Annotated in this window: 25 protein-coding genes; 22 read left to right on the top strand and 3 right to left on the bottom strand. The window is 40.3% G+C overall.

Annotated features, from left to right (window positions below):
* The 3 genes from ACVRZ8_RS02095 to tuf all read left to right on the top strand — a co-directional run bounded on the left by ACVRZ8_RS02095 (nt 1) and on the right by tuf (nt 3273).
* Complete coding sequence (locus ACVRZ8_RS02095; protein WP_447447674.1) at nt 1-417, top strand: F0F1 ATP synthase subunit epsilon; 417 nt, start codon at nt 1-3, stop codon at nt 415-417.
* A gap of 169 nt (nt 418-586) precedes the next feature.
* A complete protein-coding gene (gene ftsW / locus ACVRZ8_RS02090) occupies nt 587-1882 on the top strand; it encodes a cell division peptidoglycan polymerase FtsW (RefSeq protein WP_447447673.1) in 1296 nt (431 codons plus the stop codon).
* Between the two features lie 194 nt (nt 1883-2076).
* Nucleotides 2077-3273 (top strand): elongation factor Tu, encoded by a 1197-nt coding sequence (tuf, locus tag ACVRZ8_RS02085; protein ID WP_447447672.1) that lies wholly within the window; start codon nt 2077-2079, stop codon nt 3271-3273.
* A gap of 109 nt (nt 3274-3382) precedes the next feature.
* Here the strand turns inward: tuf and ACVRZ8_RS02080 are convergent, their stop codons facing one another.
* On the bottom strand, nt 3383-4639 hold the full coding sequence (locus tag ACVRZ8_RS02080; RefSeq protein ID WP_447447804.1) for an ISL3 family transposase: 1257 nt from the start codon (nt 4637-4639) through the stop codon (nt 3383-3385).
* Nucleotides 4640-4887: 248 nt separating this feature from the next.
* Here ACVRZ8_RS02080 and tpiA point away from each other — a divergent pair, with 248 nt between their 5' ends.
* The 10 genes from tpiA to ACVRZ8_RS02030 all read left to right on the top strand — a co-directional run bounded on the left by tpiA (nt 4888) and on the right by ACVRZ8_RS02030 (nt 12789).
* Nucleotides 4888-5646: a triose-phosphate isomerase gene (gene tpiA, locus ACVRZ8_RS02075; RefSeq protein ID WP_447447671.1), complete on the top strand. Its 759-nt coding sequence runs from the start codon at nt 4888-4890 to the stop codon at nt 5644-5646.
* Between the two features lie 276 nt (nt 5647-5922).
* Nucleotides 5923-6552: a dTMP kinase gene (gene tmk, locus ACVRZ8_RS02070; protein WP_447447670.1), complete on the top strand. Its 630-nt coding sequence runs from the start codon at nt 5923-5925 to the stop codon at nt 6550-6552.
* Between the two features lie 12 nt (nt 6553-6564).
* The gene (locus ACVRZ8_RS02065) at nt 6565-7440 is read left to right on the top strand and encodes a DNA polymerase III subunit delta' (RefSeq protein ID WP_447447669.1); all 876 of its coding nucleotides are present in this window, start codon (nt 6565-6567) and stop codon (nt 7438-7440) included.
* Nucleotides 7437-8237, top strand: a complete 801-nt coding sequence (locus tag ACVRZ8_RS02060) for a PSP1 domain-containing protein (RefSeq protein WP_447447668.1) — start codon at nt 7437-7439, stop codon at nt 8235-8237. The genes ACVRZ8_RS02065 and ACVRZ8_RS02060 overlap by 4 nt, the downstream gene beginning before the upstream one ends.
* On the top strand, nt 8230-8547 hold the full coding sequence (yabA, locus tag ACVRZ8_RS02055) for a DNA replication initiation control protein YabA (protein WP_447447667.1): 318 nt from the start codon (nt 8230-8232) through the stop codon (nt 8545-8547). Before ACVRZ8_RS02060 ends, yabA begins: the two co-directional genes overlap by 8 nt.
* A gap of 2 nt (nt 8548-8549) precedes the next feature.
* Nucleotides 8550-9422, top strand: a complete 873-nt coding sequence (gene rsmI / locus ACVRZ8_RS02050) for a 16S rRNA (cytidine(1402)-2'-O)-methyltransferase (RefSeq protein ID WP_447447666.1) — start codon at nt 8550-8552, stop codon at nt 9420-9422.
* A 133-nt stretch (nt 9423-9555) separates the two neighbouring features.
* Nucleotides 9556-10791, top strand: a complete 1236-nt coding sequence (locus ACVRZ8_RS02045) for an ammonium transporter (protein WP_447447665.1) — start codon at nt 9556-9558, stop codon at nt 10789-10791.
* 12 nt (nt 10792-10803) lie between these two features.
* Nucleotides 10804-11145, top strand: a complete 342-nt coding sequence (locus ACVRZ8_RS02040; RefSeq protein ID WP_447447664.1) for a P-II family nitrogen regulator — start codon at nt 10804-10806, stop codon at nt 11143-11145.
* A gap of 66 nt (nt 11146-11211) precedes the next feature.
* Nucleotides 11212-11859 carry a glucosaminidase domain-containing protein gene (locus ACVRZ8_RS02035; RefSeq protein ID WP_447447663.1) on the top strand — a complete coding sequence of 216 codons (648 nt, stop codon included), beginning with the start codon at nt 11212-11214 and terminating at the stop codon, nt 11857-11859.
* Between the two features lie 111 nt (nt 11860-11970).
* A complete protein-coding gene (locus ACVRZ8_RS02030) occupies nt 11971-12789 on the top strand; it encodes a Cof-type HAD-IIB family hydrolase (protein WP_447447662.1) in 819 nt (272 codons plus the stop codon).
* Nucleotides 12790-12816: 27 nt separating this feature from the next.
* Here the strand turns inward: ACVRZ8_RS02030 and ACVRZ8_RS02025 are convergent, their stop codons facing one another.
* Entirely contained in the window at nt 12817-13317 is a 501-nt protein-coding gene (locus tag ACVRZ8_RS02025) for a YgjV family protein (protein WP_447447661.1), read from the bottom strand.
* A 141-nt stretch (nt 13318-13458) separates the two neighbouring features.
* Here ACVRZ8_RS02025 and nagA point away from each other — a divergent pair, with 141 nt between their 5' ends.
* The 6 genes from nagA (at nt 13459) to ACVRZ8_RS01995 (ending at nt 21246) form a co-directional block, all read left to right on the top strand.
* A complete protein-coding gene (nagA, locus tag ACVRZ8_RS02020) occupies nt 13459-14607 on the top strand; it encodes an N-acetylglucosamine-6-phosphate deacetylase (protein WP_447447660.1) in 1149 nt (382 codons plus the stop codon).
* 339 nt (nt 14608-14946) lie between these two features.
* The gene (locus tag ACVRZ8_RS02015) at nt 14947-15699 is read left to right on the top strand and encodes an ABC transporter ATP-binding protein (protein ID WP_447447659.1); all 753 of its coding nucleotides are present in this window, start codon (nt 14947-14949) and stop codon (nt 15697-15699) included.
* A 1-nt stretch (nt 15700) separates the two neighbouring features.
* Nucleotides 15701-17716 carry an ABC transporter permease gene (locus tag ACVRZ8_RS02010; RefSeq protein ID WP_447447658.1) on the top strand — a complete coding sequence of 672 codons (2016 nt, stop codon included), beginning with the start codon at nt 15701-15703 and terminating at the stop codon, nt 17714-17716.
* Nucleotides 17717-17759: 43 nt separating this feature from the next.
* A complete protein-coding gene (locus tag ACVRZ8_RS02005; protein WP_447447657.1) occupies nt 17760-18431 on the top strand; it encodes a response regulator transcription factor in 672 nt (223 codons plus the stop codon).
* 92 nt (nt 18432-18523) lie between these two features.
* Nucleotides 18524-19381, top strand: coding sequence for a sensor histidine kinase (locus tag ACVRZ8_RS02000; RefSeq protein WP_447447656.1), 858 nt, complete (start codon nt 18524-18526; stop codon nt 19379-19381).
* Nucleotides 19382-20055: 674 nt separating this feature from the next.
* Nucleotides 20056-21246 carry a CPBP family intramembrane glutamic endopeptidase gene (locus tag ACVRZ8_RS01995; RefSeq protein WP_447447655.1) on the top strand — a complete coding sequence of 397 codons (1191 nt, stop codon included), beginning with the start codon at nt 20056-20058 and terminating at the stop codon, nt 21244-21246.
* 146 nt (nt 21247-21392) lie between these two features.
* Here ACVRZ8_RS01995 and ACVRZ8_RS01990 read toward each other — a convergent pair whose 3' ends face one another.
* Nucleotides 21393-21941, bottom strand: coding sequence for a helix-turn-helix transcriptional regulator (locus tag ACVRZ8_RS01990; protein WP_447447654.1), 549 nt, complete (start codon nt 21939-21941; stop codon nt 21393-21395).
* Nucleotides 21942-22300: 359 nt separating this feature from the next.
* On the opposite strand from ACVRZ8_RS01990, the gene ACVRZ8_RS01985 reads away from it, so the two are divergent.
* From ACVRZ8_RS01985 to ACVRZ8_RS01975, 3 genes are read left to right on the top strand one after another with little or no spacing between them, the layout of a single operon-like run.
* Nucleotides 22301-22717: an SRPBCC family protein gene (locus ACVRZ8_RS01985; protein ID WP_447447653.1), complete on the top strand. Its 417-nt coding sequence runs from the start codon at nt 22301-22303 to the stop codon at nt 22715-22717.
* Nucleotides 22714-23172: a MarR family winged helix-turn-helix transcriptional regulator gene (locus ACVRZ8_RS01980; RefSeq protein WP_447447652.1), complete on the top strand. Its 459-nt coding sequence runs from the start codon at nt 22714-22716 to the stop codon at nt 23170-23172. The genes ACVRZ8_RS01985 and ACVRZ8_RS01980 overlap by 4 nt, the downstream gene beginning before the upstream one ends.
* Complete coding sequence (locus tag ACVRZ8_RS01975; RefSeq protein ID WP_447447651.1) at nt 23165-23575, top strand: EVE domain-containing protein; 411 nt, start codon at nt 23165-23167, stop codon at nt 23573-23575. The genes ACVRZ8_RS01980 and ACVRZ8_RS01975 overlap by 8 nt, the downstream gene beginning before the upstream one ends.
* The last annotated feature ends 71 nt before the right edge of the window (nt 23576-23646 follow it).

The following is a 23646-nucleotide window of genomic DNA, read 5'->3' as shown; positions in this document are numbered from 1 at the left end:
ATGGCTCAGATGACCGTACAAGTGGTAACACCGGATGGTCTTAAGTATGATCATCATGCGAATTTTATTCATGCAGTGACCAAAGACGGACAAATCGGTATTTTACCAGATCATATCAATTTGATTGCACCGCTTGAAGTGGATGAACTCAAGGTTAGACGTGTTGATGATGACAGCCATGTTGATTGGATTGCTATCAATGGAGGCATTATTGAGATCAAAGACAATCTGGTAACTATTGTTGCTGATTCTGCTGAACGTGAACGAGATATTGATATTTCGCGTGCAGAACGTGCTAAACTACGTGCTGAGCGTGACTTAGAAGAAGCTGCAAAAGAGGACCGTATTGATGAAGTGCAGCGAGCACAAGTTGCTCTTCGCCGTGCACTTAACCGTATCAATGTTGGTACTAAATAAACAAAAGCCTAAACAGGGCTTTTTGTTTTATTTCAATAAGGAAGACAGAAATCGGCATCTGATTTTGCTTTTTTTTAAGTTAGTATCATGCTATAATAGAAATGTTATAGTCTTGTTCCCCTTCTCGTATCATTTTAGCAGGACTGATTGATAGAAAGTATGTCTTCTTATGAAAATTGATAAAAAACACCTCTTAAATTATTCTATACTTATTCCCTATATGATTTTATCAGTCGTTGGATTAATTGTGGTTTATTCAACAACCAGCGCAACTTTGGTTTCAAATGGAGCTAACCAATTTAGCTCTGTTATGAACCAAGGAGCTTTTTGGGGTGTTTCCTTAGTGACCATTTATTTTATTTATCGTCTCAAGCTGAACTTCCTCAAGAACTCTAAAATTTTGGGAATGATCATGTTTGTAGAAATTATTCTTTTGATTATTGCCAAATTTTTTACTCAGGAGATTAATGGAGCTAATGGATGGATTGTTTTAGGTCCTTTGTCTTTTCAGCCTGCAGAATACCTCAAGCTGATAATCATTTGGTTTTTGGCTTTTACTTTTGCTAAGCGTCAATCCAAAATTGAAAAATACGATTATCAAGCTTTAACTAAAAATAAATGGTTGCCGCGTTCTTTTCAGGATTTCAAAGATTGGCGAGTTTATTCGCTTGTTATGATAGGTTTAGTTGCTGTTCAGCCTGACCTTGGAAATGCTGCTATTATTGTATTGACAGCCATTATTATGTTTTTGATTTCAGGTATTGGCTATCGTTGGTTTTCGGCGGTTTTTGCCAGTATTTTTACAGTATCGGCTACTTTTTTAGGTATTATTGCTCTAGCTGGGGTAGAAACAATGTCCAAGGTTCCTATCTTTGGATATGTTGCTAAACGTTTCGCTGCCTTCTTTAATCCTTTCAAGGACCTAACAGATTCGGGACTGCAATTGGCTCATTCTTACTACGCTATGTCAAATGGAGGCTGGTTTGGTCTTGGCTTAGGAAATTCTATTGAGAAAACAGGCTATTTACCAGAAGCGACCACAGATTTTGTTTTTTCTGTTGTGATTGAAGAATTAGGTCTGATAGGGGCTGGTTTGATTCTAGCTTTGCTGTTTTTCTTAATCCTGCGTATCATGATTGTAGGAATTAAGGCTAAGGATCCTTTTAACTCCATGATTGCTCTCGGAGTGGGGAGTATGATTCTGATGCAGGTTTTTGTTAATATTGGCGGGATTTCAGGCCTTATACCTTCTACCGGTGTTACATTTCCCTTCTTATCCCAAGGAGGGAATTCCCTGTTAGTTCTTTCAGCTGCTATTGGTTTTGTGCTTAATATTGATGCCAATGAAAAACGTCAAGACATTTATCAAGAAGCACAAGCTGAATTAGAAGAAGTAAAATCAGATGCAACAGTAGATAGTGAATTTGACAATTCAAATGTTGTCCAGCTTAAAAGAAGTCTTTGAGACTTCTTTTCTTTTTTTGGAAAATTTGAAAGTCTTCTTTCAGAAGAAACTATTCACCCTTTAAATAAAAAGAAAACTGAAACATGTAAAATACTTGCATTTTCTATAGAATTTGTTAGAATAGTAAGGTAAAGTTAGACCGTATTGCCTACTGTCTATCTATAAAATATATTTTATTGGAGGCTTTTCCTAAAATGGCAAAAGAAAAATACGATCGTAGTAAACCACACGTTAACATTGGTACAATTGGACACGTTGACCACGGTAAAACTACTTTGACAGCTGCAATCACTACAGTTCTTGCACGTCGTCTTCCAAGCGCAGTTAATACACCAAAAGACTACGCTTCTATCGATGCTGCTCCAGAAGAACGCGAACGCGGTATCACTATCAACACTGCACACGTTGAGTACGAAACTGCAAAACGTCACTATGCTCACATTGATGCACCAGGACACGCGGACTATGTTAAAAACATGATCACAGGTGCTGCCCAAATGGATGGTGCTATCCTTGTAGTTGCTTCTACTGATGGACCAATGCCGCAAACTCGCGAACACATCCTTCTTTCACGCCAAGTTGGTGTTCAACACCTTATCGTGTTCATGAACAAAGTTGACTTGGTTGATGATGAAGAGTTGCTTGAATTGGTTGAAATGGAAATCCGTGATCTTCTTACAGAATACGAATTCCCAGGTGATGATCTTCCTGTTATCCAAGGTTCAGCTCTTAAAGCGCTTGAAGGTGATTCTAAATATGAAGATATCATCATGGAATTGATGGATACTGTTGACGAATACATTCCAGAACCAGAACGTGATACAGACAAACCATTGCTTCTTCCAGTCGAAGATGTCTTCTCAATCACTGGTCGTGGTACTGTTGCTTCAGGACGTATTGACCGTGGTACTGTTAAGGTCAATGATGAAGTTGAAATCGTTGGTATCCGTGATGACATTCAAAAAGCTGTTGTTACTGGTGTTGAAATGTTCCGTAAACAGCTTGACGAAGGTCTTGCAGGAGACAACGTTGGTGTTCTTCTTCGTGGTATCCAACGTGATGAAATCGAACGTGGTCAAGTTCTTGCTAAACCAGGTTCAATTCATCCACACACTAAATTTAAAGGTGAAGTTTATGTCCTTTCTAAAGAAGAAGGTGGACGTCATACTCCATTCTTTAACAACTACCGTCCACAGTTCTACTTCCGTACAACTGACGTAACTGGTTCAATTGAATTGCCAGCAGGCACTGAAATGGTTATGCCTGGTGATAACGTTACTATTGACGTTGAATTGATCCACCCAATCGCCGTTGAACAAGGTACTACTTTCTCTATCCGTGAAGGTGGACGTACTGTTGGTTCAGGTATCGTATCTGAAATCGAAGCTTAAGAAATTAAGTTCCCAGATATAGCAATTATTCGTCAGACAATAATTGTAAAAAGCCGAGTTTTTCTCGGCTTTTTTTGGCTCTTTGTCAACTGTAGTGGGTGACTTATAACTAAGCACGAGAGAGAATCAGATTGGTTCTCTCTCTTTGCATGTTCAAAGCGATAAGAATTTTAGTTTTAAAGTTTTTGAAGTTTCGAAAGCCAAAAGCTTGGCGCTTGATGTCCTTGATAAGCTTGTTGGTAGCTTCCAATTTAGCGTTAGAATAAGGTAGCTCAAGGGCATTTGTGATGTAATCTTTGTATTTGAGAAAGGTCTTGAAGACGGTTGAAAATGCCTGATTGATACGGTTTAAATGGTCTTCAATGAGTCCAAAGAATTCAGTTGGTCTCTTTTCTTGAAAATGGAAGAGCAAGAGTTGATAAAGCTCATAATAAAAGCGAAGTTCATCAGAGAAAGCTAAAGTTTTATTGACAATCTCACGAGGGGTTAAAGTTTGCCTAAAGGTTCGTGAATAGAAGGCCTTGTCAGAGAGCTTGCGGCTGTCCTTATGAAGAATGCGCCAATGATTTTTCATGGCCCGATAGGGCAGAGACTTCTTATCAAAGCTCTTCATAATAGCAATTCTAGTGGTCATCATAGCCCGGCTTAAGTGCTGGATGATATGAAAGCGATCAAGAACAATTTTGGCGCAAGGAAACAATTGCTTAATGATGGGAATGTAGCTACAAGACATGTCCACCGTTACCACTTTAACCTGCTCGCGAACCTCTCTAGGATACTTGTAGAAGTAGTTTTTGATGGTTGATTGCCTGTTGTTTTCAAGGATGGTGACAATCTTTCGTGTTTCAAAGTCTTGAGCGATGAAGGCGAGTTTACCCTTATTTCGAGAGAATTCATCCCAACTCAAGACCTTAGGAAGTTTGGAGAAATCCTCTTTGAAAGTGAATTGTGCTAACTTTCTCTGAACGGCAGAGACAGAGATATGGAGTTTCTTTGCGATAGCGGAGTTAGTCAGCTTTTCAGTGTGCAGCTGAGTGATTTTAGCCCAGACAGGTTTGGAAATCTGTCCGTTTTTCTGCACAACATCGGTCTCAGATACAACAACTTTCTTGCAGGCTTTGCACTGAAAGCGACGCTTTTTGAGCTTTAGAAGGGTAGGCATCCCTTGGATATCAAGAAGAGGGATAGTTGAAGCTTTCTGAAAGTCGTATTTAATCATTTTTCCCTGACAATAAGGACAGTCAGGCGCTTGATAATCCAACTTTGCCCGTATTTCGATGTGGGTTTGGTGTTGTAAAACAAACAAGATTTTGATATTTTTGTCTTTCAATCCGATTAAATCTGTGGTATTCTTAAGGTGTTCCATAGGAATCTTTCTAATGATGGTTTTGTCGCTTTTCATTATAAGTCATATGGGACTTTTTGTGTATACACTCAAAAAGCCCTATAATATCTGAATGAGATTTACCCACTACAGATATTATAGAGCCTTTGTTTTAATAGTTATAGCAAAGGTATCTTTTCTGTTCTGTCATTTTTTCTAAAATTCTAGTAATAGAAAGGAAATTGTGATAAAATAGACAAGTAAATAAATTAATAGAAGAGGTATGTAACATGTCACGTACACCATTTATTGCTGGTAACTGGAAAATGAACAAAAACCCACAAGAAGCTAAAGCCTTTGTGGAAGCAGTGGCAGACAAATTGCCATCATCAGATCTTGTTGAAGCCGGGATTGCTGCTCCAGCCCTTGATTTGGCGGCTGTTCTTGAAGCTGCTAAAGGGTCTAATCTTAAGGTTGCAGCTCAAAATACTTATTTTGAAAATGCAGGTGCTTTCACTGGTGAAAACAGTCCGCAAGTATTGAAAGAAATCGGTACAGATTATGTCGTTATCGGGCATTCAGAACGCCGTGATTATTTCCATGAAACTGATGAAGATATCAATAAAAAAGCAAAAGCAATTTTTGCAAATGGTCTGCTTCCAATTATTTGCTGTGGTGAGTCGCTTGAAACTTATGAAGCAGGTAAAGCAGCAGAGTTTGTGGGTGCACAAGTCTCAGCAGCGCTTTCTGGCTTAACTGCAGAACAAGTAGCAGTTTCAGTGATTGCTTACGAGCCAATTTGGGCTATTGGTACTGGTAAATCAGCTAGCCAAGATGATGCACAAAAAATGTGTAAAGTTGTTCGTGATGTTGTTGCCAAAGATTTTGGTCAAGATGTGGCTGATAAAGTTCGTGTTCAATACGGTGGTTCAGTTAAACCTGAAAATGTTGCCGAATACATGGCATGTCCAGATGTGGATGGTGCTCTTGTAGGTGGTGCTTCACTTGAACCAGCAAGTTTCCTTGCACTTTTGGATTTTGCAAAATAATATTGTAGAGGCTAGGGCGGCTTGCTCCAAGCCTCTATTTATTTTTTGGAAAATCGTGGAGATATAGGATATTGCAGCTGTTTGAACTTAGTGTGTTGGTTAACGCGTTTTTTTCTAATGTTATTTGTCTCTGTATCCTTAAGAAGCATAGCTTTAACTATGCTTTTTGATTGGACAATGGCCATTAACCGTTCGTTAGCCTTTGGCTACTTACTGGTTCAAATTTGAATCAAAATTTGGTAAAATAAAACTATTATCATAGATAAAGGAAACGCTATGTCTCAAGGACTATTGATTTCGTTTGAAGGACCAGATGGTGCTGGGAAAACGACTGTTTTGGAAAAATTGCTGCCACGTTTACAAGAAACTTTTTCTGGACGGGTTATCACGACTCGTGAACCAGGAGGTGTGGTTATTGCAGAACAAATTCGTGATATTATCTTAGATGTCAAAAATACGGCCATGGACGATAAAACGGAACTTTTGCTCTATATAGCAGCCCGCCGTCAGCATTTGGTTGAAAAAGTGATTCCTGAATTGAAAAAAGGAAATTTGGTTATTATGGATCGTTTCATTGATTCATCCGTGGCTTATCAAGGTGCTGGCCGCGGGCTGGATAGCTCTGCAATTTCTTGGCTGAATAACTACGCGACTGATGGTTATAAGCCTGATGTAACGCTTTATTTTGATGTTGATTCTGAGACTGGTCTATCACGGATTGCGCAAAACGCTAATCGGGAGATTAATCGTTTGGACCTGGAAAAATTAGATATGCACCGTAGGGTTCGGCAGGGCTATTTGGATTTGGCTGCTGCTGATCCTGAACGTATTAGAATGATTGATGCTTCTCAGTCTTTGGAAGTTGTTGTAGAGGATGCTTGGACGGAACTTAAAGCCTATCTTTAAGAAGGAATTTTTATGAAGCTAGCTGATGCGCAAACAAAACTATTTGCTGAATTTTCACAGATTTTAAAAGATAATCGTCTCAGTCACGCTTATCTTTTTTCGGGTGATTTTGGAAGTTTTGATATGGCTGTCTGGTTGGCTCAAAGTCGTTTTTGTCAGAATTTGACAGATAATTTACCTTGCGGAATTTGCCGGAGTTGCTGTCTCATCTCTGAGGGTGAATTTTCCGATGTCAAGATTATAGAGCCTGCAGGACAAATTATTAAGACAGAAACTATTCGTCATTTAACACAGGAATTTAGTCAGTCTGGTTTTGAAGGGCAAGCCCAGTTTTTTATCATTCGTGAGGCTGAGAAGATGCATATCAATGCCGCTAATAGCTTACTTAAGTTCATTGAGGAGCCGCACAGCCAGATTTATATCGTTATGTTAACATCGGATGAAAATAAAATTCTTCCGACCATCAAAAGTAGAGCACAACTCTTTTACTTCCCTAAAAACAAGGTCTATCTGGAATCTCTTTTACAAAGAGAAGGCTTGTTGCTCAGTCAGGCTGCTGCTGTAGCTGATTTAGCTAAGGATGAGGCTCAGGCCTTAGCTATAGCCCGAGATTCTAAAATGTTGGATATGGTAAAAATGGCAGAGCGCTTTACCAAATTGCTGCTGGCTAAGGATGAAAGTCTTTATTTGGAGGCAGCTCGCTTATCTTTTGCAGTTGCTGAAAAGAATGAGCAAGAGGCTTTCTTTAGCTTATTAACTTATCAGTTAGGCAAAGAAGTGAAAATAAAGACTGCAAGAGATTACCTGCAGGCAGTCTATAAAGCGCAAAAAATGTGGCAGGCCAATGTCAGTTTTCAAAATGCGATAGAATATATGGTGTTAACATGAGTGAAGTTATTGGAATAAAATTTGAAGAAAATGGCAGTCTGATTTATGTGCTCCCTAATGGAGCCCATAAGCCGGGTGATTTTGTTGTGATAAAAGAAGCAAAAGGAAAACGCTTGGCAGAGGTTGTACTGGGCAATACCGACCTTGCACAGAGCAGTTTACCAAGCCATATGAATAAAGTCCTGCGTTTAGCTGAGCAAAGAGATTTTGAAACTTACCATGCTAACCTGCTCTTAGCTGAGAGACAAATGGATCACGTCAAAAAATTAATTCTTAAGAATGAACTGGAAATGAAGTTGATAGATATTGTCTTTCCGCTTGAAAAATCTTATGTCTTGATTACATTTGTTTCTGAAAAACGTGTGGATTTCAGACAGCTTTTAAAAGATTTGGCTGGACTTTTTAAGACCCGCATCGAATTGCGTCAAATTTCCACCAGAGAGGAAGCTAAAATTTATGGTGGTTTGGGGCCTTGCGGACGGGCTCTTTGCTGTTCAAGTTTTTTGGGAGAATTTCCGCCAGTTTCTATTAAAATGGCTAAAGAACAGAATTTGTCTCTAAATTCGGGTAAGACTTCTGGCGTTTGCGGCAGACTTATGTGCTGTCTTAGCTTTGAGGATGATTTTTATCAAAGATCAAAAGAAAATTATCCTGATCTAGGACAGATGGTTTGGACAAAAGACGGTCAAGGTCAGGTAGCAGCTATTGATGTCATTGCTGAAACAGTTAAGGTATCGCTAGGTGAGGAGCATAGCTTATTGACCTATGCAATAGAGGAGGTAAGTCTGAATGGATAAACGCGATTTATTTGACAAATTCGATGATTTCTCGCAAAATCTCATGCTGACTTTGGCAGAAGTTGAGGCTATGAAAGGCAAGATTGATGAGCTTATCAATGAGAACACTGCTCTTAAGTTGGAAAATGATAAATTAAGGGAGCGTCTTAGTCAGGTGGCACAAGAGCCCTCCAATAAGCCCCATCATGGAAAGGATACGTTGGAAGCTATTTATGATGATGGTTTTCATATCTGTACCTTCTTTTACGGTCAGCGTCGTGAAAATGATGATGCTTGTGCTTTTTGTTCAGAGCTTCTTTATGGAGACTAGACATGCAGATACAAAAAAGTTTTAAAGAAACAAGCGGCAGCGGAAGCTTGTTCCTTGTTCCTACTCCCATTGGTAATTTACAGGATATGACTTTCCGCAGTGTGAATATCCTGCAGTCTGTTGATTTTATCTGTGCTGAAGATACGCGTAATACAGGTCTTTTGCTCAAGCATTTTGACATTAAAACCAAGCAGATTTCTTTTCATGAACATAATGCTTACGAAAAAATTCCCGATTTGCTTGACTTACTTTTGTCAGGAAAATCGCTGGCGCAGGTATCAGATGCGGGGATGCCTTCTATTTCGGATCCTGGGCATGATTTGGTCAAGGCTGCTGTTGCGAAAAATATTCCTGTAGTAGCGCTTCCTGGCGCATCAGCTGGTATTACGGCTTTAATTGCTTCGGGTTTGGCACCGCAGCCACATGTTTTCTATGGCTTTTTACCCAGAAAACAAGGACAGCAGCTCAGCTTTTTCCAAAAGAAAAAAGATTATCCAGAGACACAAATTTTTTATGAATCTCCTTATCGTGTGGTCTCTACTTTGATAAACATGCTAGAAGTTTATGGAGACCGCCAAGTCACCCTTGTAAGAGAATTGACGAAAGTTTATGAGGAATACCAGCGAGGTAGTATTTCTGAGCTGATAGACCATATTGCAGACCATCCTTTAAAGGGTGAATGCTTGTTGATTGTAGCTGGAAATGATGGCAGTATTAAGACCAATTCAGAGAGTCGGGAGAATGCCTCGCCGCTTGAGGTGGTACAGTCCTTAATCGAAAGGGGCAGAAAACCTAATCAAGCTATTAAACAAATAGCCAAAGAATATAAAATAAACAGGCAGGATTTATACAATCTTTATCACAAGATTGATTAATCCTGTTTTATGTTATATTTTGTAACATGAAAAATCAAAAAATACGGAAAATTTTGAAAATTTAGCAAATTTGCTTGACCTAATCTTTTTATTGTGTTATATTATCTAACATAAAAACAAAGGAGTCGAGCTTATGGATACAGGAAGTATTGCATTTATTTTGATTTGCTCTGCCATGGTTTTTATCATGACACCGGCCTTAGCCTTTTTCTATGGCGGTTTAGGTCGTCGCAAGAATGTCATTAACACGATGATGATGTGCGTTGTTCCAGTTGCTATTGCTACCCTATTGTGGGTGGTTTGCGGCTATTCACTATCTTTTGGAGGTAATGGAACTATTATTGGGAACTTTTCTCACATCTTCTTGAATGGAGTCAGTGAGGCTGCAAGTACACGTGAATTGGTCATTCCTGATATGCTTTTTTCGGGCTTTCAGCTGATGTTTTCAATTATCTGTGTGGGGATTTTAACAGGAGCTGTAGCTGGTCGGATGCGATTTACTCCCCTTCTTATCTTTGTTGTTTTTTGGCTGCTTTTAGTTTATTACCCTTTTGCTCATATGGTTTGGGATGAAGGGCTTTTGGCACAATGGGGTACCATTGACTTTGCAGGTGGAGATGTTGTTCACATTACTTCTGGTGTTTCAGGTCTGGTTTTAGCTATGGTGCTTGGTAAACGCCGTGATTACAATCGGTTAGAGCACCGCCCTCATAATATTCCTTTTGTTCTTTTAGGTGCAGGATTTTTATGGTTCGGCTGGTTTGGTTTTAATGCGGGTTCGGCTCTTGCGGCAGATGGTTTGGCTGTTCATGCTTTTATGACGACGCATTTATCAGCAGCTGCAGCTATGTTCTCTTGGTTAGCTATTGAAAAAAAGGTTTCAGGCAAGCCATCTCTTGTTGGCGGCTCTACAGGCCTGGTTGCTGGTCTAGTTGCTATTACGCCAGGAGCAGGTTATGTTCCTATTTGGGCTTCTCTTTTGATTGGTCTCTTAGTGAGTCCGGTATGTTATTGGGCTATTTCTGTGCTTAAATCTAAATTTGCTTATGATGATGCTTTAGACGCTTTTGGATGTCATGGTATAGGCGGTATCTTTGGCGGTATTGCTACAGCCCTGTTTACAAGTCCAAAATTAGCCCTTGATTCTAATAATATTGGCCTTATTTATGGCAATGCCCATCTCTTATCGGTGACAATTGCTGCTATCATTGTGACTATCGCTTGGTCTGCCCTTGTCAGCTTTGCTATTATCAAAATTATCGCCCACTATATGCCTATTCGTGTCAGTGACCGTGAAGAGGCTATTGGTCTTGATGATAGTGAGCACAGCGAAACAGCCTACCCTACCTTTATGGGACTTGATTCTTAATGGAGGATAATCATGAAAAAAATAGAAGCCATTATTCGTTCAGATAAATTGGAAGATTTAAAAAATGCTTTGACGCAAAAAGGCTTGGCTAAGGGAATGACGGTTGGTCAGGTTCTTGGCTACGGAAATCAGCGAGGTTTTGCTGAATTTGTCCGCGGCCAGCGTGTTATTCCTGCCCTTCTTGCTAAGGTTAAGATTGAAATTGTTGTTAAAGATGCTATGGTTGATGAAATGGTTGAATTGATTTCAGATACAGTTCGCACGGGCGAAGTGGGAGATGGCAAGATTTTCATTGTTCCTATTGAAGATGTCATCCGAATCCGGACAGGTGAGCGCGGCGGCGATGCTATTTAATCATAAGAAAATCAGAAGACCAGTTTAATCTCTGATTTTTTAAGTCCGGCATGTTATACTAGTGACATGGCAAAGCAAAAAAGAAAAAAACGAGGACGGCCTCGTTCTAAAAAGAAAAAGTGGCTAAAAGCTGCCCAGAAAAAACAATTAAAGAAGTGGAGCTTGATTGGTATAGGATTGTTGGCTCTTATTATTTTACTGGCCAATCTTCATCTTCCCAAACAGGAAGCTGAAAAAAATATGACCTCTGCCGATCCAACAACGGTTGCTTTTATTGCAAAAATAGGAGATACGGCTAGAACTCTCGCTGCTAAAAATGATCTTTATGCTTCTGTGATGATTGCACAAGCTATTCTGGAATCGGATTCGGGTCAGTCAACGCTAAGTCAGGCTCCTGCCTATAATTACTTCGGGATCAAGGGAGATTATAATGGCGACAGCGTAACGATGAAGACTTGGGAAGACGATGGGCAAGGCAATGCTTACACCATTGATGCTCAGTTTCGTTCTTATGGTTCTGTGCAGGCTTCTTTAGAAGATTATGTGGTCTTTTTGCAAAAATCTATTTACTCAGGTGTCCACAAATCCAATACTTCTACCTATGAAGATGCGACCGCAGCTTTAACAGGCGTCTATGCAACGGATACCAGTTACGGCAGTAAGCTCAATAGTATTATTGAGCGCTATAAATTGACTATCTATGATACTTACTAGTCCAATTGGGCTAGTTTTTTAATTTCTAAGCTTTTGACCTTTGTAAAAATGAGACTTTACAAGCCTTTTCTTTTTTTGGTAAACTAGAGATAGTCTGAAAGGAAGAAAGTCATGATAAAATTGATAGCAATTGATATGGACGGGACACTGCTGGATTCGAAAAAAGAACTTCCCGAGCAAAATATTTTGGCAATTCAAAAAGCTGCTGCAGAGGGAGTGAAAGTTGTTCTCTGTACAGGACGTCCACGCTCTGGTATTATCCCTTATTTTGAAAAGCTGGGATTGACTGATGAGGAATATATTATCATGAACAATGGCTGCACCACCTATGCTACTGAGCATTGGGATTTGCTTGATTATGAATCCTTGTCTAAACAGGAATTGAATCATTTAGCTGCAGCCTGTCAGGATTATCCTGATGTTCATTTGGTATTGACAGGTGAAAATTCCTATTATGTTGTTGGTGAGCATGTGCCGGATTTAGTAGCCTATGATGCTGGCTTAGTCTTTGATCAGGCACGTGCGGTGAGTTTGGAAACCATTGAAGCAGAAGGGGAGATTATTTTTCAGGCCATGTTTATGGCGGGAAAAGCTGAGCTGGACAGTTTTGAAAAGGCTCTTAATGACAGCTTGTCACAGGATTTTAGTACGGTGCGCAGCCAATCTTACATTTATGAAGCCATGCCCAAAGGGGCAACCAAGGCTAGCGCTCTCAAACAATTAGCAAAGCAATTGGAACTGATGCCCAACCATATCATGGCTTTGGGAGACGCAGCCAATGATTTGGAAATGCTGCTTTATGCTGACCACAGTGTTGCTATGGGAAATGCTGCTGATGACATTAAGCAGCTTTGCAAATATGTAACAGCCAGTAATGACGAAGCGGGCGTCGCTAGGGCTATTGAAGAATATGTCCTAACTAACCGCTAAGTTTAATGAATAAAAAGAAACAGGCCATCAAAGAGATGAGCCTGTTTTATGGTGTTTATTAATAGCAATTAGGGTAGTTACAATAATGAATATGTCCATCACGCTAGCTGGAAAAGCTTTGATGGTTATATCGTAAATCAGCCAGAGCAGCATGTTTTCAATGATAACCCAGCGCAGCCATTCAACCTTAGCCGTCAAAAAGGTTGCTAGGGTGTAAGAAAGGCTGGAAATAATAGGTAAAAAACCAATCCATCCCAGTTGATTGAGGTAAATACCTGCACCAATTTGAATGAGAACCAGTAGAAGGATACGAAGAGGTGTGTCCTGTTTTTTTATGATAAGAGTATTTCGGATGACAGAGACCATGATGGTCATGGCACCAGTATAGCCGCCTAGCAAAATATTGGCGATAGCTGTGAGAAGATAATCAATAATTTGCCAGATTAGCATGTTTTCTCTGTTTTTGGCGAAGGAAGAATAGGCCAGACAAAGGGCGCCTAAAGCCGAAAAAAATTGCGCAACAATCATAGTTTACTTTCTTAAGGCATTGATGAATTTGCTGAGTTAAAAGAGCAGCCAAACTATTATAACATAAGCTTAGCAGAAGTAATAGCAGCAAAAAAACCTCTAGGCACAAACTTTTTGGCTGTTTTTTGCTATAATAAAAGCATGATTTACTATATTAAAGCAGATACATTTTATTTTGCTCATGAAAGCCGTAAAGGCGGTTATTTGGCTGTTGAAGATGGTCTTTTTGGACAATGGCAGAGCGATTTGCCGGTGGGTGCAAAAGTAGTGGATTACACAGGTTATCAGATTGCTCCTGGTCTGGTAGACACTCATATCCATGGCTATGCTGGCTGTGATGTTATGGATAATTCTCTGGAAGGCATGAAAACAATGAGCCAGGCTCTGCTGTCAGCTGGGGTAACTTCTTTTTTACCAACAACACTCACAGCTTCTTTTCAGCAATTGAGAGAAGTCTCTGCAATGCTCAAACGAGCTAAAAACCAGGTGACGGGTGCAAAAATTCAAGGAATTTATTTTGAAGGGCCTTACTTTACGGAAAAGTTTAAAGGAGCTCAGAATACTGCTTACATGAGAGACCCTAGCCTAGAGGAATTTAATCAGTGGCAGGAGGCTTCTGGCGGCCTTATCAAAAAGATTGCGCTTGCTCCTGAGCGTAAGGGAGCTGCAGACTTTGTCTCAGCTTTAACAGCACAAGGTGTAACTGTAGCCTTAGGGCATTCCAATGCGACTTTTGAAGAGGCTAAATCAGCCGTAAAAGCGGGTGCTTCAGTCTGGGTTCACGCCTATAACGGTATGCGGGGATTTAACCATCGTGAACCTGGGATGGTCGGTGCGGTCTTTGCCATTAGCGATACTATAGCAGAGCTTATAGCAGATGGTCACCATGTCTCGCCAGTTGCTGCTGCTATTTTACTCAAACAAAAGTCCAGCCAGCAGATCGCTTTGATTACCGATTGTATGGCAGCAGGCGGTCAGCCTGATGGCCACTATATGTTGGGTGACTATCCTGTTGTTGTTGAAAATGGCACAGCCAGACTCAAAGATGGCGGCAATCTAGCTGGTTCTGTTTTAAAACTCAAAGACGGTCTTAAGAATCTAGTGATTTGGCAAATAGCTGCAGTAGAAGAGGCTATTTGTATGGCAAGCTACATTCCAGCTAAATCAGTTGGTTTGGAAGATAAGTGCGGGCAAATTAAAGCGGGCTTGCCAGCTGATTTTATTGTTTTAGATGATAAGCTTAATTTACAGGCAACTTATCTGGATGGGGAAAAGGCTTGGACTTGCTAATCTTTCAATTTTGTAAGAAAAACTTTCGTAATCGTAAGGTTATGAAGTTTTTTTAATTTTATACTAGTAAGTGTAGAGAAAAGAGGTGACACAGATTTTAAGAAGACTTTTGAGGATAATAGTTGCTGTTGTTTTAGGCTTGCTGTTTATCTCTTTATATTGTCAGTTTGTTGCTCTTTTAAACTGATTAAACGGCAAACTCGTAAACATTTATTGCAAATGGAGTCAGCTCAGCTATTTTTTAATGAAATAGATACTCACCTGTCTATGTGTCTGTTAGTCAAATCCTAGCAGTCAGACAACAGCAAATAAGTTATAATATGAAATAAGGAGATAGACATGTTACTAGAAATTAATCATTTAGAAAAAGTATTTCGCACGCGCTTTTCAAAGGAAGTGACGCGAGCCTTGCAGGACGTTGATTTTAAGGCTGATGAGGGAGAATTCATTGCTATCATGGGAGAATCTGGCTCAGGTAAAACAACCTTACTTAACATTTTGGCCACTCTGGATAAGCCGACCAATGGCTCTGTCATTCTCAATGGCCAAGATATTACCAAAATCAGAGAGGGCCAATTAGCCGAATTTCGTCTCAAAAATCTCGGCTTTGTCTTTCAGGATTTCAATCTGCTGGACACGCTGTCTGTCAAGGACAATATTTTTCTGCCTTTGGTATTGGCTCGCAAAAGCTACAAGGAAATGGAAAACCGTTTGGCTCAGTTGGCGCCCAAACTGCGTATACAAGATTTGTTGAACAAGCGGCCTTTTGAGCTTTCTGGCGGACAAAAACAGCGCGTTGCCATTGCCCGCAGCCTTATTACCAATCCTCAGATTCTCTTGGCTGATGAGCCGACAGCAGCGCTGGATTACCGTAATTCGGAAGACTTATTAAACCTTTTTGAAAGTATCAATCTGGATGGACAGACTCTGCTTATGGTGACCCATTCTGCTAACGCAGCTAGTCATGCCAAGCGCGTGCTCTTTATCAAGGACGGACGCATTTTCCACCAGATTTATCGCGGCAACAAGACCAATCAGGAATTTAATAAGGACATTTCCCTTGCAATGACTGCTTTGTTGGGAGGTGAGTAGGATGTTCTACCTTAAACTTGCTTTTAATAATATCAGGCAGTCTTTCAAGCAATTTGCTCCCTTTTTATTGGTCAGCGTGACTACTTTTGTTTTTAGCACCATTACGCTGCTCATCATGACCAGCCCAATGGCAAAGTCTATGGGAACAGGAGCTTTTGCTCTCAGCTTGGCCACTATCGTGCTGGATATTCTGGCAGCTATTCTCTGCCTTTATAGTTACAACTTTCTGCTCAAGCAGCGCAATCAAGAATTTGGTCTTTACAACATTTTGGGCATGAATAAGCGGCACATTACTTGGGTGTCAACGTTGGAATTGATGGCAATTTATCTGGCGACTGTTGTCATTGGTTCATTGCTCAGTGCTGTTTTTTCCAACCTCTTCTACCTGATTTTTGTTAATCTGATTCAATACGACGATTTGAATTTTAAACTGACTGGTGTAGCTTTTCTTATTAATATTGTACTTTTTGCAGGTATTTTCTTCTTGCTTGAGTTTGTTAACATCATTCGTATTGGAAGAACTTCTGCCCTCAATCTTTTTAGCAACCAAAGTCAGGGCGAACGTGAACCGCGTGGCAATATTCTTCTTGCACTCCTTGGGATTGCTGCAATTGGGCTGGGATACTATCTATCAGTGACGGCTGGCACTGTCAGTGCCCTAAATGGGGTCATTAACTTTTTTCAAGCTATTTTAGCGGTTATTGCTGGGACTTACCTTTTCTATATCAGTTTTATTACTTGGTATTTAAAAAGACGGCGGAAAAATAAAAACTATTTTTACAAGCCAGAGCATTTCATCACAACCTCTCAGATGATTTTCCGCATGAAACAAAATGCGGTTGGTTTGGCCAACATTACTCTACTTGCAATCATGGCTTTTGTCACTATTTTCTCAACCGTTGCCCTCTATGGCAATACTGAAAATGTGGTTAAAACAGCCTATCCTAAAAATTCTCAAATTGAAATAAAGTACACTAATAATCGCCAGCAAGCTGAGCAAATTCTCCAGGATAATGTCTTGACGCCTCTTCAAAAGGCTGGATTTGATAGCCAAAGGAAGTTTTCTTCTTATCTTGAGGCTGATTTTGCTCTGATCTACACGCAAGAAGCAAATCTCCGTATTAATAAGGAGACGACAGGTATTAAAAACTACCAAAACAACAATATTGGCGCTTTAAAAGTGATCACACAGGATGACTTCCGTGCTTTAGGCAATAAGGTACCTCATTTATCGGCAGGAGAAGTAGCCTTTTGTGATGCCGCAAAAAATATGCAAGGATTTCAAATCAAACCTTTTAAAACACTGACATGGTTTGGACAAACCTATCAAAATGTCTCTACGGTTCACACCGTCAATAATGTTGTCATCAGTAATCCAGCTGTTCCCTATGGTATTTTGATTGTTCCTGATGACACGACAATGGAAAGTATGCGAGAAGCCTATAATAAAAATATAGGGACGTCTGAGGTCTCAGAGATATATAAAGTTTTTGCCAACTTAACCAATAAAGAAAGTCAAGTACTCGCTAAATTAGCTAAATCTAATGGCGGGGTGCTGTATGCCGATGATTCTGGAACAGTAGCCATTTATTCTACTGAAAATGCCTATCGCTCAGAAACGCTGCAAATAGTTGGAGGATTTCTCTTCACAGGCTTCTTATTAGGAATTGCTTTCCTGCTTGGTGCTGCGCTTATCATTTATTACAAACAGCTTTCAGAAGGTACACAAGACAAGCGTTCTTATAAAATTTTGCAGGAAGTTGGTATGAGTCTTGAACAAGTCAAAAAGACCATCAATTCACAAATTCTGCTGGTATTCTTTATGCCTCTGGCAATAGCTATCCTTCACTTTGTATTTGCTTTGCCGATTCTTAAAAAGCTGCTCTTGAACTTTGGTGTTCAGGGGGATCAATTCCTCTATATCGTCAGCGCACTGACTGTAACGGGCATCTTGCTGGTTTACTTTGTCATTTATAAGCTGACAAGCAGAACCTATTACAAAATCATTGAAAGATAGATTAAGTGGCGATTTTTCGCCGCTTTTTTGTTAGAATGATATTATGAAAAGCAGAGGAAAAATTTATATTGTTGAGGACGATCGCACAATCGTTTCCCTTTTGACAAAGCATCTGTCTGAGGATTACCTGGTTGCAGCGGTTGGTAATTTTCGAGCTATTAAGCAGGAAGTTGATGAATTCTTGCCGGATCTGATTTTAATGGATATCACCCTGCCCTATTTTAACGGTTTTTACTGGACGACGGAAATTCGTAAGGATTCGACAGTACCTATTATTTTTATCTCGTCCAGCAGTGACGAAATGGATGCCATTATGGCTTTAAATATGGGAGGCGATGATTTTATTTCAAAACCGTTTTCGTTGACGCTGCTGGATGCTAAAATTTCCGCTTTTTTGCGTCGCAGTCAGACATTTACGCAATCAGACATTTGGGAAGTAGAAGAATTTCGCTTAAGCAGTGATGGTGAATTTTCAAATGGTCAGCTCTCTATTCATCTGACACCGACTGAATTTAAAATTCTGCGGAGGCTTTTTCAAAAAAAGAATCAAATTGTCAGTAAAGAGGTGCTTTTAGAGGCTCTTTGGGAGGACGAGAGTTTTATTGATCAAAACACGCTCAGTGTCAATATGGCGCGCCTGCGTAAGAAGCTTTTGCCGCTGGGATTTAATCATATTCATACAGTAAGAGGTGTGGGGTATTTGCTGAAATGTTAAGAGCCTTTTTTAGACAGTATCGTATGTGGTACATCATCTATGCACTATTATGCCTGCTTTATCTGGGAGTCTTTTTTCTTTATCACCTGCCTATGGATCGTTTTTTTATAGCGACCTTGATGAATATTGTTCTTCTTCTCATGATTTCTCTCTGGGCTTACTACCGTTTCAGGCAGAAGTTTTTGGAAATTGCTGACGCCAGCACTTTGGAAGATTTAACGCAGACTTATCTGCCTCAGGAAGCAGCCTATCAGCAGCTTTTAGAAAGACAAAGTCAGGCTGCGAGGGACGATGTATTAAGCTACCAAGAAGAATTAAATTTTTTGCAGTCTCTGATTAAAATGTGGTCTCATCAGATGAAAGTCCCTCTATCGGCTTTGTCATTGATGTCACAGACAAATATGCTATCCAAAGAGGAGATTAATCAGCAAATTATTCGCTTGGATAATTATTTGACCACTCTTTTGAGTTTTGTTAAATTCAAGGAAAAACAAGATGACTTCCGTTTTGAAGCGATTGCTGTCAAGTGTTTGGTTATGGAGCAGGTTAAACGCTACCGCATACTTTGTCTAGCTAAGAATCTCCAAGTAGAGGTTTCAGGGGAATGGCAGTTGGTAACGGATCAAAAATGGCTCAGCTTTGCCATTTCACAAATTCTAGATAATGCCATCAAGTACTCTAGGACAGGCGGTACTGTTAGTATTACAATGACAGGCCAAGGCATTATCATTGAGGACACGGGGATTGGCATTCTCGAAGAAGACCTGCCTAGACTTTTTGAAGAAGGTTTTACAGGTTTTAATGGTCATCAGCACAAGAAAGCTTCTGGTTTAGGGCTTTATATGACCAAAGAGGTGCTGGATAAATTGGGACTAAAGATTGATATTGAAAGTCACATTGAACAGGGGACAAAAGTAACGGTGAGACAGCAAAGAGTCAGCAAAAGCTGATTTAGAACCTGTGATACCTGCATTAAAATACAAAAAGACAACAAATATCAGAACAGCTCAAAAAGGGTTAATTAAAGTTTATGTAACAAAAGAAAGAGAAAAAGTGAAGTTTACCTTTGCACCATGAGGTTTTACAGAAGAAGGATGCTCTTTGGGGTGGCTTAAGTCTGTCCTTAAAAAAGCGATTTTCTGCTGGTTTTTACACAATTATTGGGTTATTGATGTGATCTAAAAAGTGTGTCTGATTCTTGCCTCAATTTCTTGAAGCTAGAGCAAGTACTACTAGTACTGCCATGTTAGTTAATTCCAGACAGGTATTACTAGAGCGATTTGAAAATCTTGATAATATAAGTAACTTTTCGCAGAACATATATGCGAAAAGTGAAATTATAGTAAATGAAGCCAGTTGAATTTGCTGGCTTTTTCTTTAGCCTCAAAGCTTAAAGGAATGCGGACTTCCTATTTTGACTTTATATGCGGATACCTTTTGTAACTTGAACTAACAAGGGGCATCGCGTCTGTCAGTTTTTTTATTTTATAGATATAAAAGGAAGTTTACAAGTCTGTTAACTACCTTAAAGCCTTTTAAAACGTGGATGTAACAGTTCTGTTGCTTGCTCTCAGACCGAAATACCAGTACAGTGGGGATAGAAAAAACAGAAAAGGAAGTCCTTATGTTTCTTAAAAACCTTAACATCAAATCCATTTACCGCTGGCAGCTAGTGATTCATGCTATTATCATTGCTGCTTACCTGCTGCAGAGTAAATTTGCCAATCTTCCCATTGGTATTTTGGCTATCCTGTCCTGTCTTTTGGGCCTGCTAATCAGTTATAAAGACCTGCCTAAATTGGGGGACATAGTTGTTACCTGTATAATATCTATCACTTATCCCCTATCAATTATGGCAGGGGTAGCCTCTGCTGCAAAATTTCTGCCTTCCTCCTATCCGCTGTTGATGCTCTATTGTCTCTTTGCCTTTATCCCTGTTATCTGTGAGTTTGTCGTTCCTAGGTTCAAGTCCGCCCTTTTCAGAATTTTGCTGGCCTTATGGTGGGCTAGCATTGGCGGCATCAGTGTGTCTGGTATTGTTTCATACCTGCCCGCTAAGCATGGTTTCCTGTATGAACTCTTTGCCTCTGGACTTTGGTGGTCGTTGGCCTTTTTCCTGATGGCTGTCGTTATGATGCGGGCATGGGGCTTTGCTTGGCCAGACTGGAAGAGTAAGGGGAAATGGCAAAGCTCAGCATTGATGACCATGACCGTCTTTTGCCTCTATCTCTTACTCCTTAATAATTTCAAAGGCGCTGGCTTGCCTGGCCTGCTGTTTCCTTTCGATGTTCATCCTTTCCAGGTCACTTGGAAATTCCTCTTTACAGGCATCAAGGCAGGTCTTTTAGAAGAGGTTCTCTTTAGATATATTCCCCTTCTTTGTCTGCTTTCTGACTTCTCCGCAGCCAAGCGAGTAAAACTGGGAACAGTAGGCGCTATCTTTTTCTCTTCCTCCATTTTCGGAATGATACACCTAACCAATGTCTTCATCGGCCAAGATATTCCAAATACTGTGATGCAATCTCTGCTAGCAATATTCATAGGTATTCCTTTTGCTCTTATCTACCTTTATACGGGTAAACTTTCCTTGGCAGTTCTCTATCATGCTGTCTGGGATGTGATTACCTTTTCTACCTCTTCCGCGACCAAGATGAGCGGAGCTGTTGATGCAGAAACATTCATCTTCACAGCCTACCTCGTTCTCGTCATCTCCCTCTTTTCTGTTTATATGCTGACGGGCGAACGCAGGCAGACGATTGAAACCAATGTACGGAGACTGCTGGACAAGCAGACCAAGCAGTTAAAAGAGATCTAATACTCTTTGAAAATCAAAATAATACGTCGTTAACTTCGCCTTGCCGTACTCTAGTACTACCTGCGGCTCGTCGCCTAGTCTAATTTTGATTTTCTTTGAGTATAAAAAAGCAAGTTCCGATAGTCTCGGGACTTGCTTTTTTAGCATCAATAATAAACCGATTTGATATTATAGCGGACATAATGCTTAGTGAAGCGCCAAACCTGCCTAGTTAGCCACCACATGAGCGGTAGCATCAAGAGGCCGATACCGCAGAGAGTAAAACTCCAGCCTAGACTGGGAACGAATCGATGATTATCAATAACAATATAAATAAAGTTTGAGTTGGTAAAATGGGTCAAAGGCATGAGAATAAACCCCACAGCAAAACCCCAAAAGCAAAGCAGAAAAGCTACGAGCATCATATAAGCCGTCAGAAAAAAGATGATGTTGAAGAGAATCACCCCTGCTAAAGATAAGAGGTGCAGCCTCTTCTTGGGGACCGGCTCCTCGATTTGTTCAGTCTTCCCCAGAAAGTACTGTAAATCAACCTGATAGAGCTGACTCAAATCCTGCAAAACATAAATGTTAGGCAGGGTTTTATTTTGCTCCCAGCGGGAAATGGTCTGGCGGGTTACGAATAATTTTTGTGCCACATCCTCTTGTGTCAAATGCGCGGCCAAGCGCGCTTGCTGTAGATGATTTCCTAATTCCACATCATACCTCCTTGTAGGATAATCACTTATCATATTATCATATTTTATAGGCAAACTGCTAATTTGCTTGAGCAACAAAATTGTTACACCCGCATTTTAAAAGACTTTAAGGTAGTTGACAGGCTTGTAAACTTATCCTTATATCTATAAAATAAAAGAAAGGCTGACAGGTGCTCTTCATAAGCTCAAGTTACAAAGATGTCTGAAGATAAAGTCAAAATGGGGGTCTGTGTCCTCTAAGATCTTGATTCTTCTAATTGAAAATATTCTGGGAGAAGGTAAATATCTTTCATTTTTCTTGACAAATATTGTAAGTTAACTTATAATATAAATATTTATTAAACAAGGAGGAGTTTTTTATGAAATTTTCTTTTGAGTTGGCTGTCAATGCCAAAAAGGAAGACGTTTGGGTCTATTATTCTCAAGTTAATCACTGGTTTGTCTGGGAGGGTGATTTGGAAGGAATTAGCTTGGAGGGTGATTTCACTACAGGACAAAAGGGGAAAATGAAGATGAAGGGCATGCCTGAACTTGCCTTCACTTTAGTTGAGGTGCACGAGAATCAGTGTTTTTCGGATGTAACAGCAACGCCCTTTGGCAATGTTCTCTTTGAGCATGAGATACTTGAAAATCCTGCTGGCAGCATTAGCCTGAGACATTCCGTTTCTTTGACAGACGGCGCTATGACAGAGGAGGCGTTGGCCTTTTTGAAACAGATTTTTGACGATGTGCCAGACAGCGTTGAAAAACTGAAACAGACTGTGGAGGCAGCATGACAGCAAAATTTAATTCACGCTACAAGGACAATCACCAAGAGTCAACAGGCTTCTTATTTGCCAAGGTATACAATGCTTGGCATGCTAAGATAAAAAAGACTCTGCGAGAGGTTGAGCTGACGCATCCACAGTTTATCATCCTAACTAGTCTGGGGGCTTTGGAGTTGCAGCAAGATTTAATTACCCAGGTCAATCTGGCTGTTTTTTCAGATATGGATGTGATGACGGTTTCTCAGGTTATTAAGCTCTTGCTGAAAAAAGGATTAGTTGAGCGGCGGGAGCACCCGCAGGATAGCCGGGCAAAGGTTGTCTTTCTGACGGACTCAGGCAGAGAGCGCATGAATCGGGCTTTGCCTCTCGTTGAGGAAATTGATCAGGCTTACTTTGGCCAGCTGGGAAATCAGCTGACGGTCTTCAATCAGTTGTTGATAAAATTGGAGGAGACAAATGGTTAAATTTTGGGTTGGAGTGGTTTCGGAAAATCACGTTAGATTAGGTGTTGATGGCGGTTTTTGCCAGGTCTGCCATGGAAAAGGCGGTCCCCTAAAACGTATGAAGCAGGGAGATTATTTGCTTTATTATAGCCCCAAGGTGGCTCTGGATTCTGACGAAAAACTGCAGGCTTTCACGGCTGTGGGCAAGATGAAGGACGATCGGGTCTACCAGTTTGAAATGGCGCCGGACTTTATTCCTTTCAGGCGTGATGTTGAGTATTATCAGCCTGTCCGTCCTTGCCCGATTGAAACCGCTAGACTGCACCCAGACTGGAAGACCTATGTCAGTCAGCTTCGTTATGGGCACTTTGAAGTCAGCCGAGATTTCTTTATGTATGTTTTTAGATATATGAAGATTGACTGATGCTAGACAGTCTACTGATTTTCTGCTATAATACTTGTCAAGAAAGAAAGTCTTATGGCGTTTCTGTAGCG

It is taken from the genome of Streptococcus dentiloxodontae (assembly GCF_053206925.1).
Note: the sequence above shows the minus strand (reverse complement) of the source record. Positions and strands in the feature narration are given on the sequence as shown.

What these genes read in the sequence shown, in the direction of transcription:
- ACVRZ8_RS02095 (WP_447447674.1), top strand. Translation starts at nt 1, where the DNA reads ATGGCTCAGATGACCGTACAAGTGGTAACACCGGATGGTCTTAAGTAT.
- ftsW (WP_447447673.1), top strand. Translation starts at nt 587, where the DNA reads ATGAAAATTGATAAAAAACACCTCTTAAATTATTCTATACTTATTCCC.
- tuf (WP_447447672.1), top strand. Translation starts at nt 2,077, where the DNA reads ATGGCAAAAGAAAAATACGATCGTAGTAAACCACACGTTAACATTGGT.
- ACVRZ8_RS02080 (WP_447447804.1), bottom strand. Translation starts at nt 4,639, where the DNA reads ATGGAACACCTTAAGAATACCACAGATTTAATCGGATTGAAAGACAAA.
- tpiA (WP_447447671.1), top strand. Translation starts at nt 4,888, where the DNA reads ATGTCACGTACACCATTTATTGCTGGTAACTGGAAAATGAACAAAAAC.
- tmk (WP_447447670.1), top strand. Translation starts at nt 5,923, where the DNA reads ATGTCTCAAGGACTATTGATTTCGTTTGAAGGACCAGATGGTGCTGGG.
- ACVRZ8_RS02065 (WP_447447669.1), top strand. Translation starts at nt 6,565, where the DNA reads ATGAAGCTAGCTGATGCGCAAACAAAACTATTTGCTGAATTTTCACAG.
- ACVRZ8_RS02060 (WP_447447668.1), top strand. Translation starts at nt 7,437, where the DNA reads ATGAGTGAAGTTATTGGAATAAAATTTGAAGAAAATGGCAGTCTGATT.
- yabA (WP_447447667.1), top strand. Translation starts at nt 8,230, where the DNA reads ATGGATAAACGCGATTTATTTGACAAATTCGATGATTTCTCGCAAAAT.
- rsmI (WP_447447666.1), top strand. Translation starts at nt 8,550, where the DNA reads ATGCAGATACAAAAAAGTTTTAAAGAAACAAGCGGCAGCGGAAGCTTG.
- ACVRZ8_RS02045 (WP_447447665.1), top strand. Translation starts at nt 9,556, where the DNA reads ATGGATACAGGAAGTATTGCATTTATTTTGATTTGCTCTGCCATGGTT.
- ACVRZ8_RS02040 (WP_447447664.1), top strand. Translation starts at nt 10,804, where the DNA reads ATGAAAAAAATAGAAGCCATTATTCGTTCAGATAAATTGGAAGATTTA.
- ACVRZ8_RS02035 (WP_447447663.1), top strand. Translation starts at nt 11,212, where the DNA reads ATGGCAAAGCAAAAAAGAAAAAAACGAGGACGGCCTCGTTCTAAAAAG.
- ACVRZ8_RS02030 (WP_447447662.1), top strand. Translation starts at nt 11,971, where the DNA reads ATGATAAAATTGATAGCAATTGATATGGACGGGACACTGCTGGATTCG.
- ACVRZ8_RS02025 (WP_447447661.1), bottom strand. Translation starts at nt 13,317, where the DNA reads ATGATTGTTGCGCAATTTTTTTCGGCTTTAGGCGCCCTTTGTCTGGCC.
- nagA (WP_447447660.1), top strand. Translation starts at nt 13,459, where the DNA reads ATGATTTACTATATTAAAGCAGATACATTTTATTTTGCTCATGAAAGC.
- ACVRZ8_RS02015 (WP_447447659.1), top strand. Translation starts at nt 14,947, where the DNA reads ATGTTACTAGAAATTAATCATTTAGAAAAAGTATTTCGCACGCGCTTT.
- ACVRZ8_RS02010 (WP_447447658.1), top strand. Translation starts at nt 15,701, where the DNA reads ATGTTCTACCTTAAACTTGCTTTTAATAATATCAGGCAGTCTTTCAAG.
- ACVRZ8_RS02005 (WP_447447657.1), top strand. Translation starts at nt 17,760, where the DNA reads ATGAAAAGCAGAGGAAAAATTTATATTGTTGAGGACGATCGCACAATC.
- ACVRZ8_RS02000 (WP_447447656.1), top strand. Translation starts at nt 18,524, where the DNA reads ATGGATCGTTTTTTTATAGCGACCTTGATGAATATTGTTCTTCTTCTC.
- ACVRZ8_RS01995 (WP_447447655.1), top strand. Translation starts at nt 20,056, where the DNA reads ATGTTTCTTAAAAACCTTAACATCAAATCCATTTACCGCTGGCAGCTA.
- ACVRZ8_RS01985 (WP_447447653.1), top strand. Translation starts at nt 22,301, where the DNA reads ATGAAATTTTCTTTTGAGTTGGCTGTCAATGCCAAAAAGGAAGACGTT.
- ACVRZ8_RS01980 (WP_447447652.1), top strand. Translation starts at nt 22,714, where the DNA reads ATGACAGCAAAATTTAATTCACGCTACAAGGACAATCACCAAGAGTCA.
- ACVRZ8_RS01975 (WP_447447651.1), top strand. Translation starts at nt 23,165, where the DNA reads ATGGTTAAATTTTGGGTTGGAGTGGTTTCGGAAAATCACGTTAGATTA.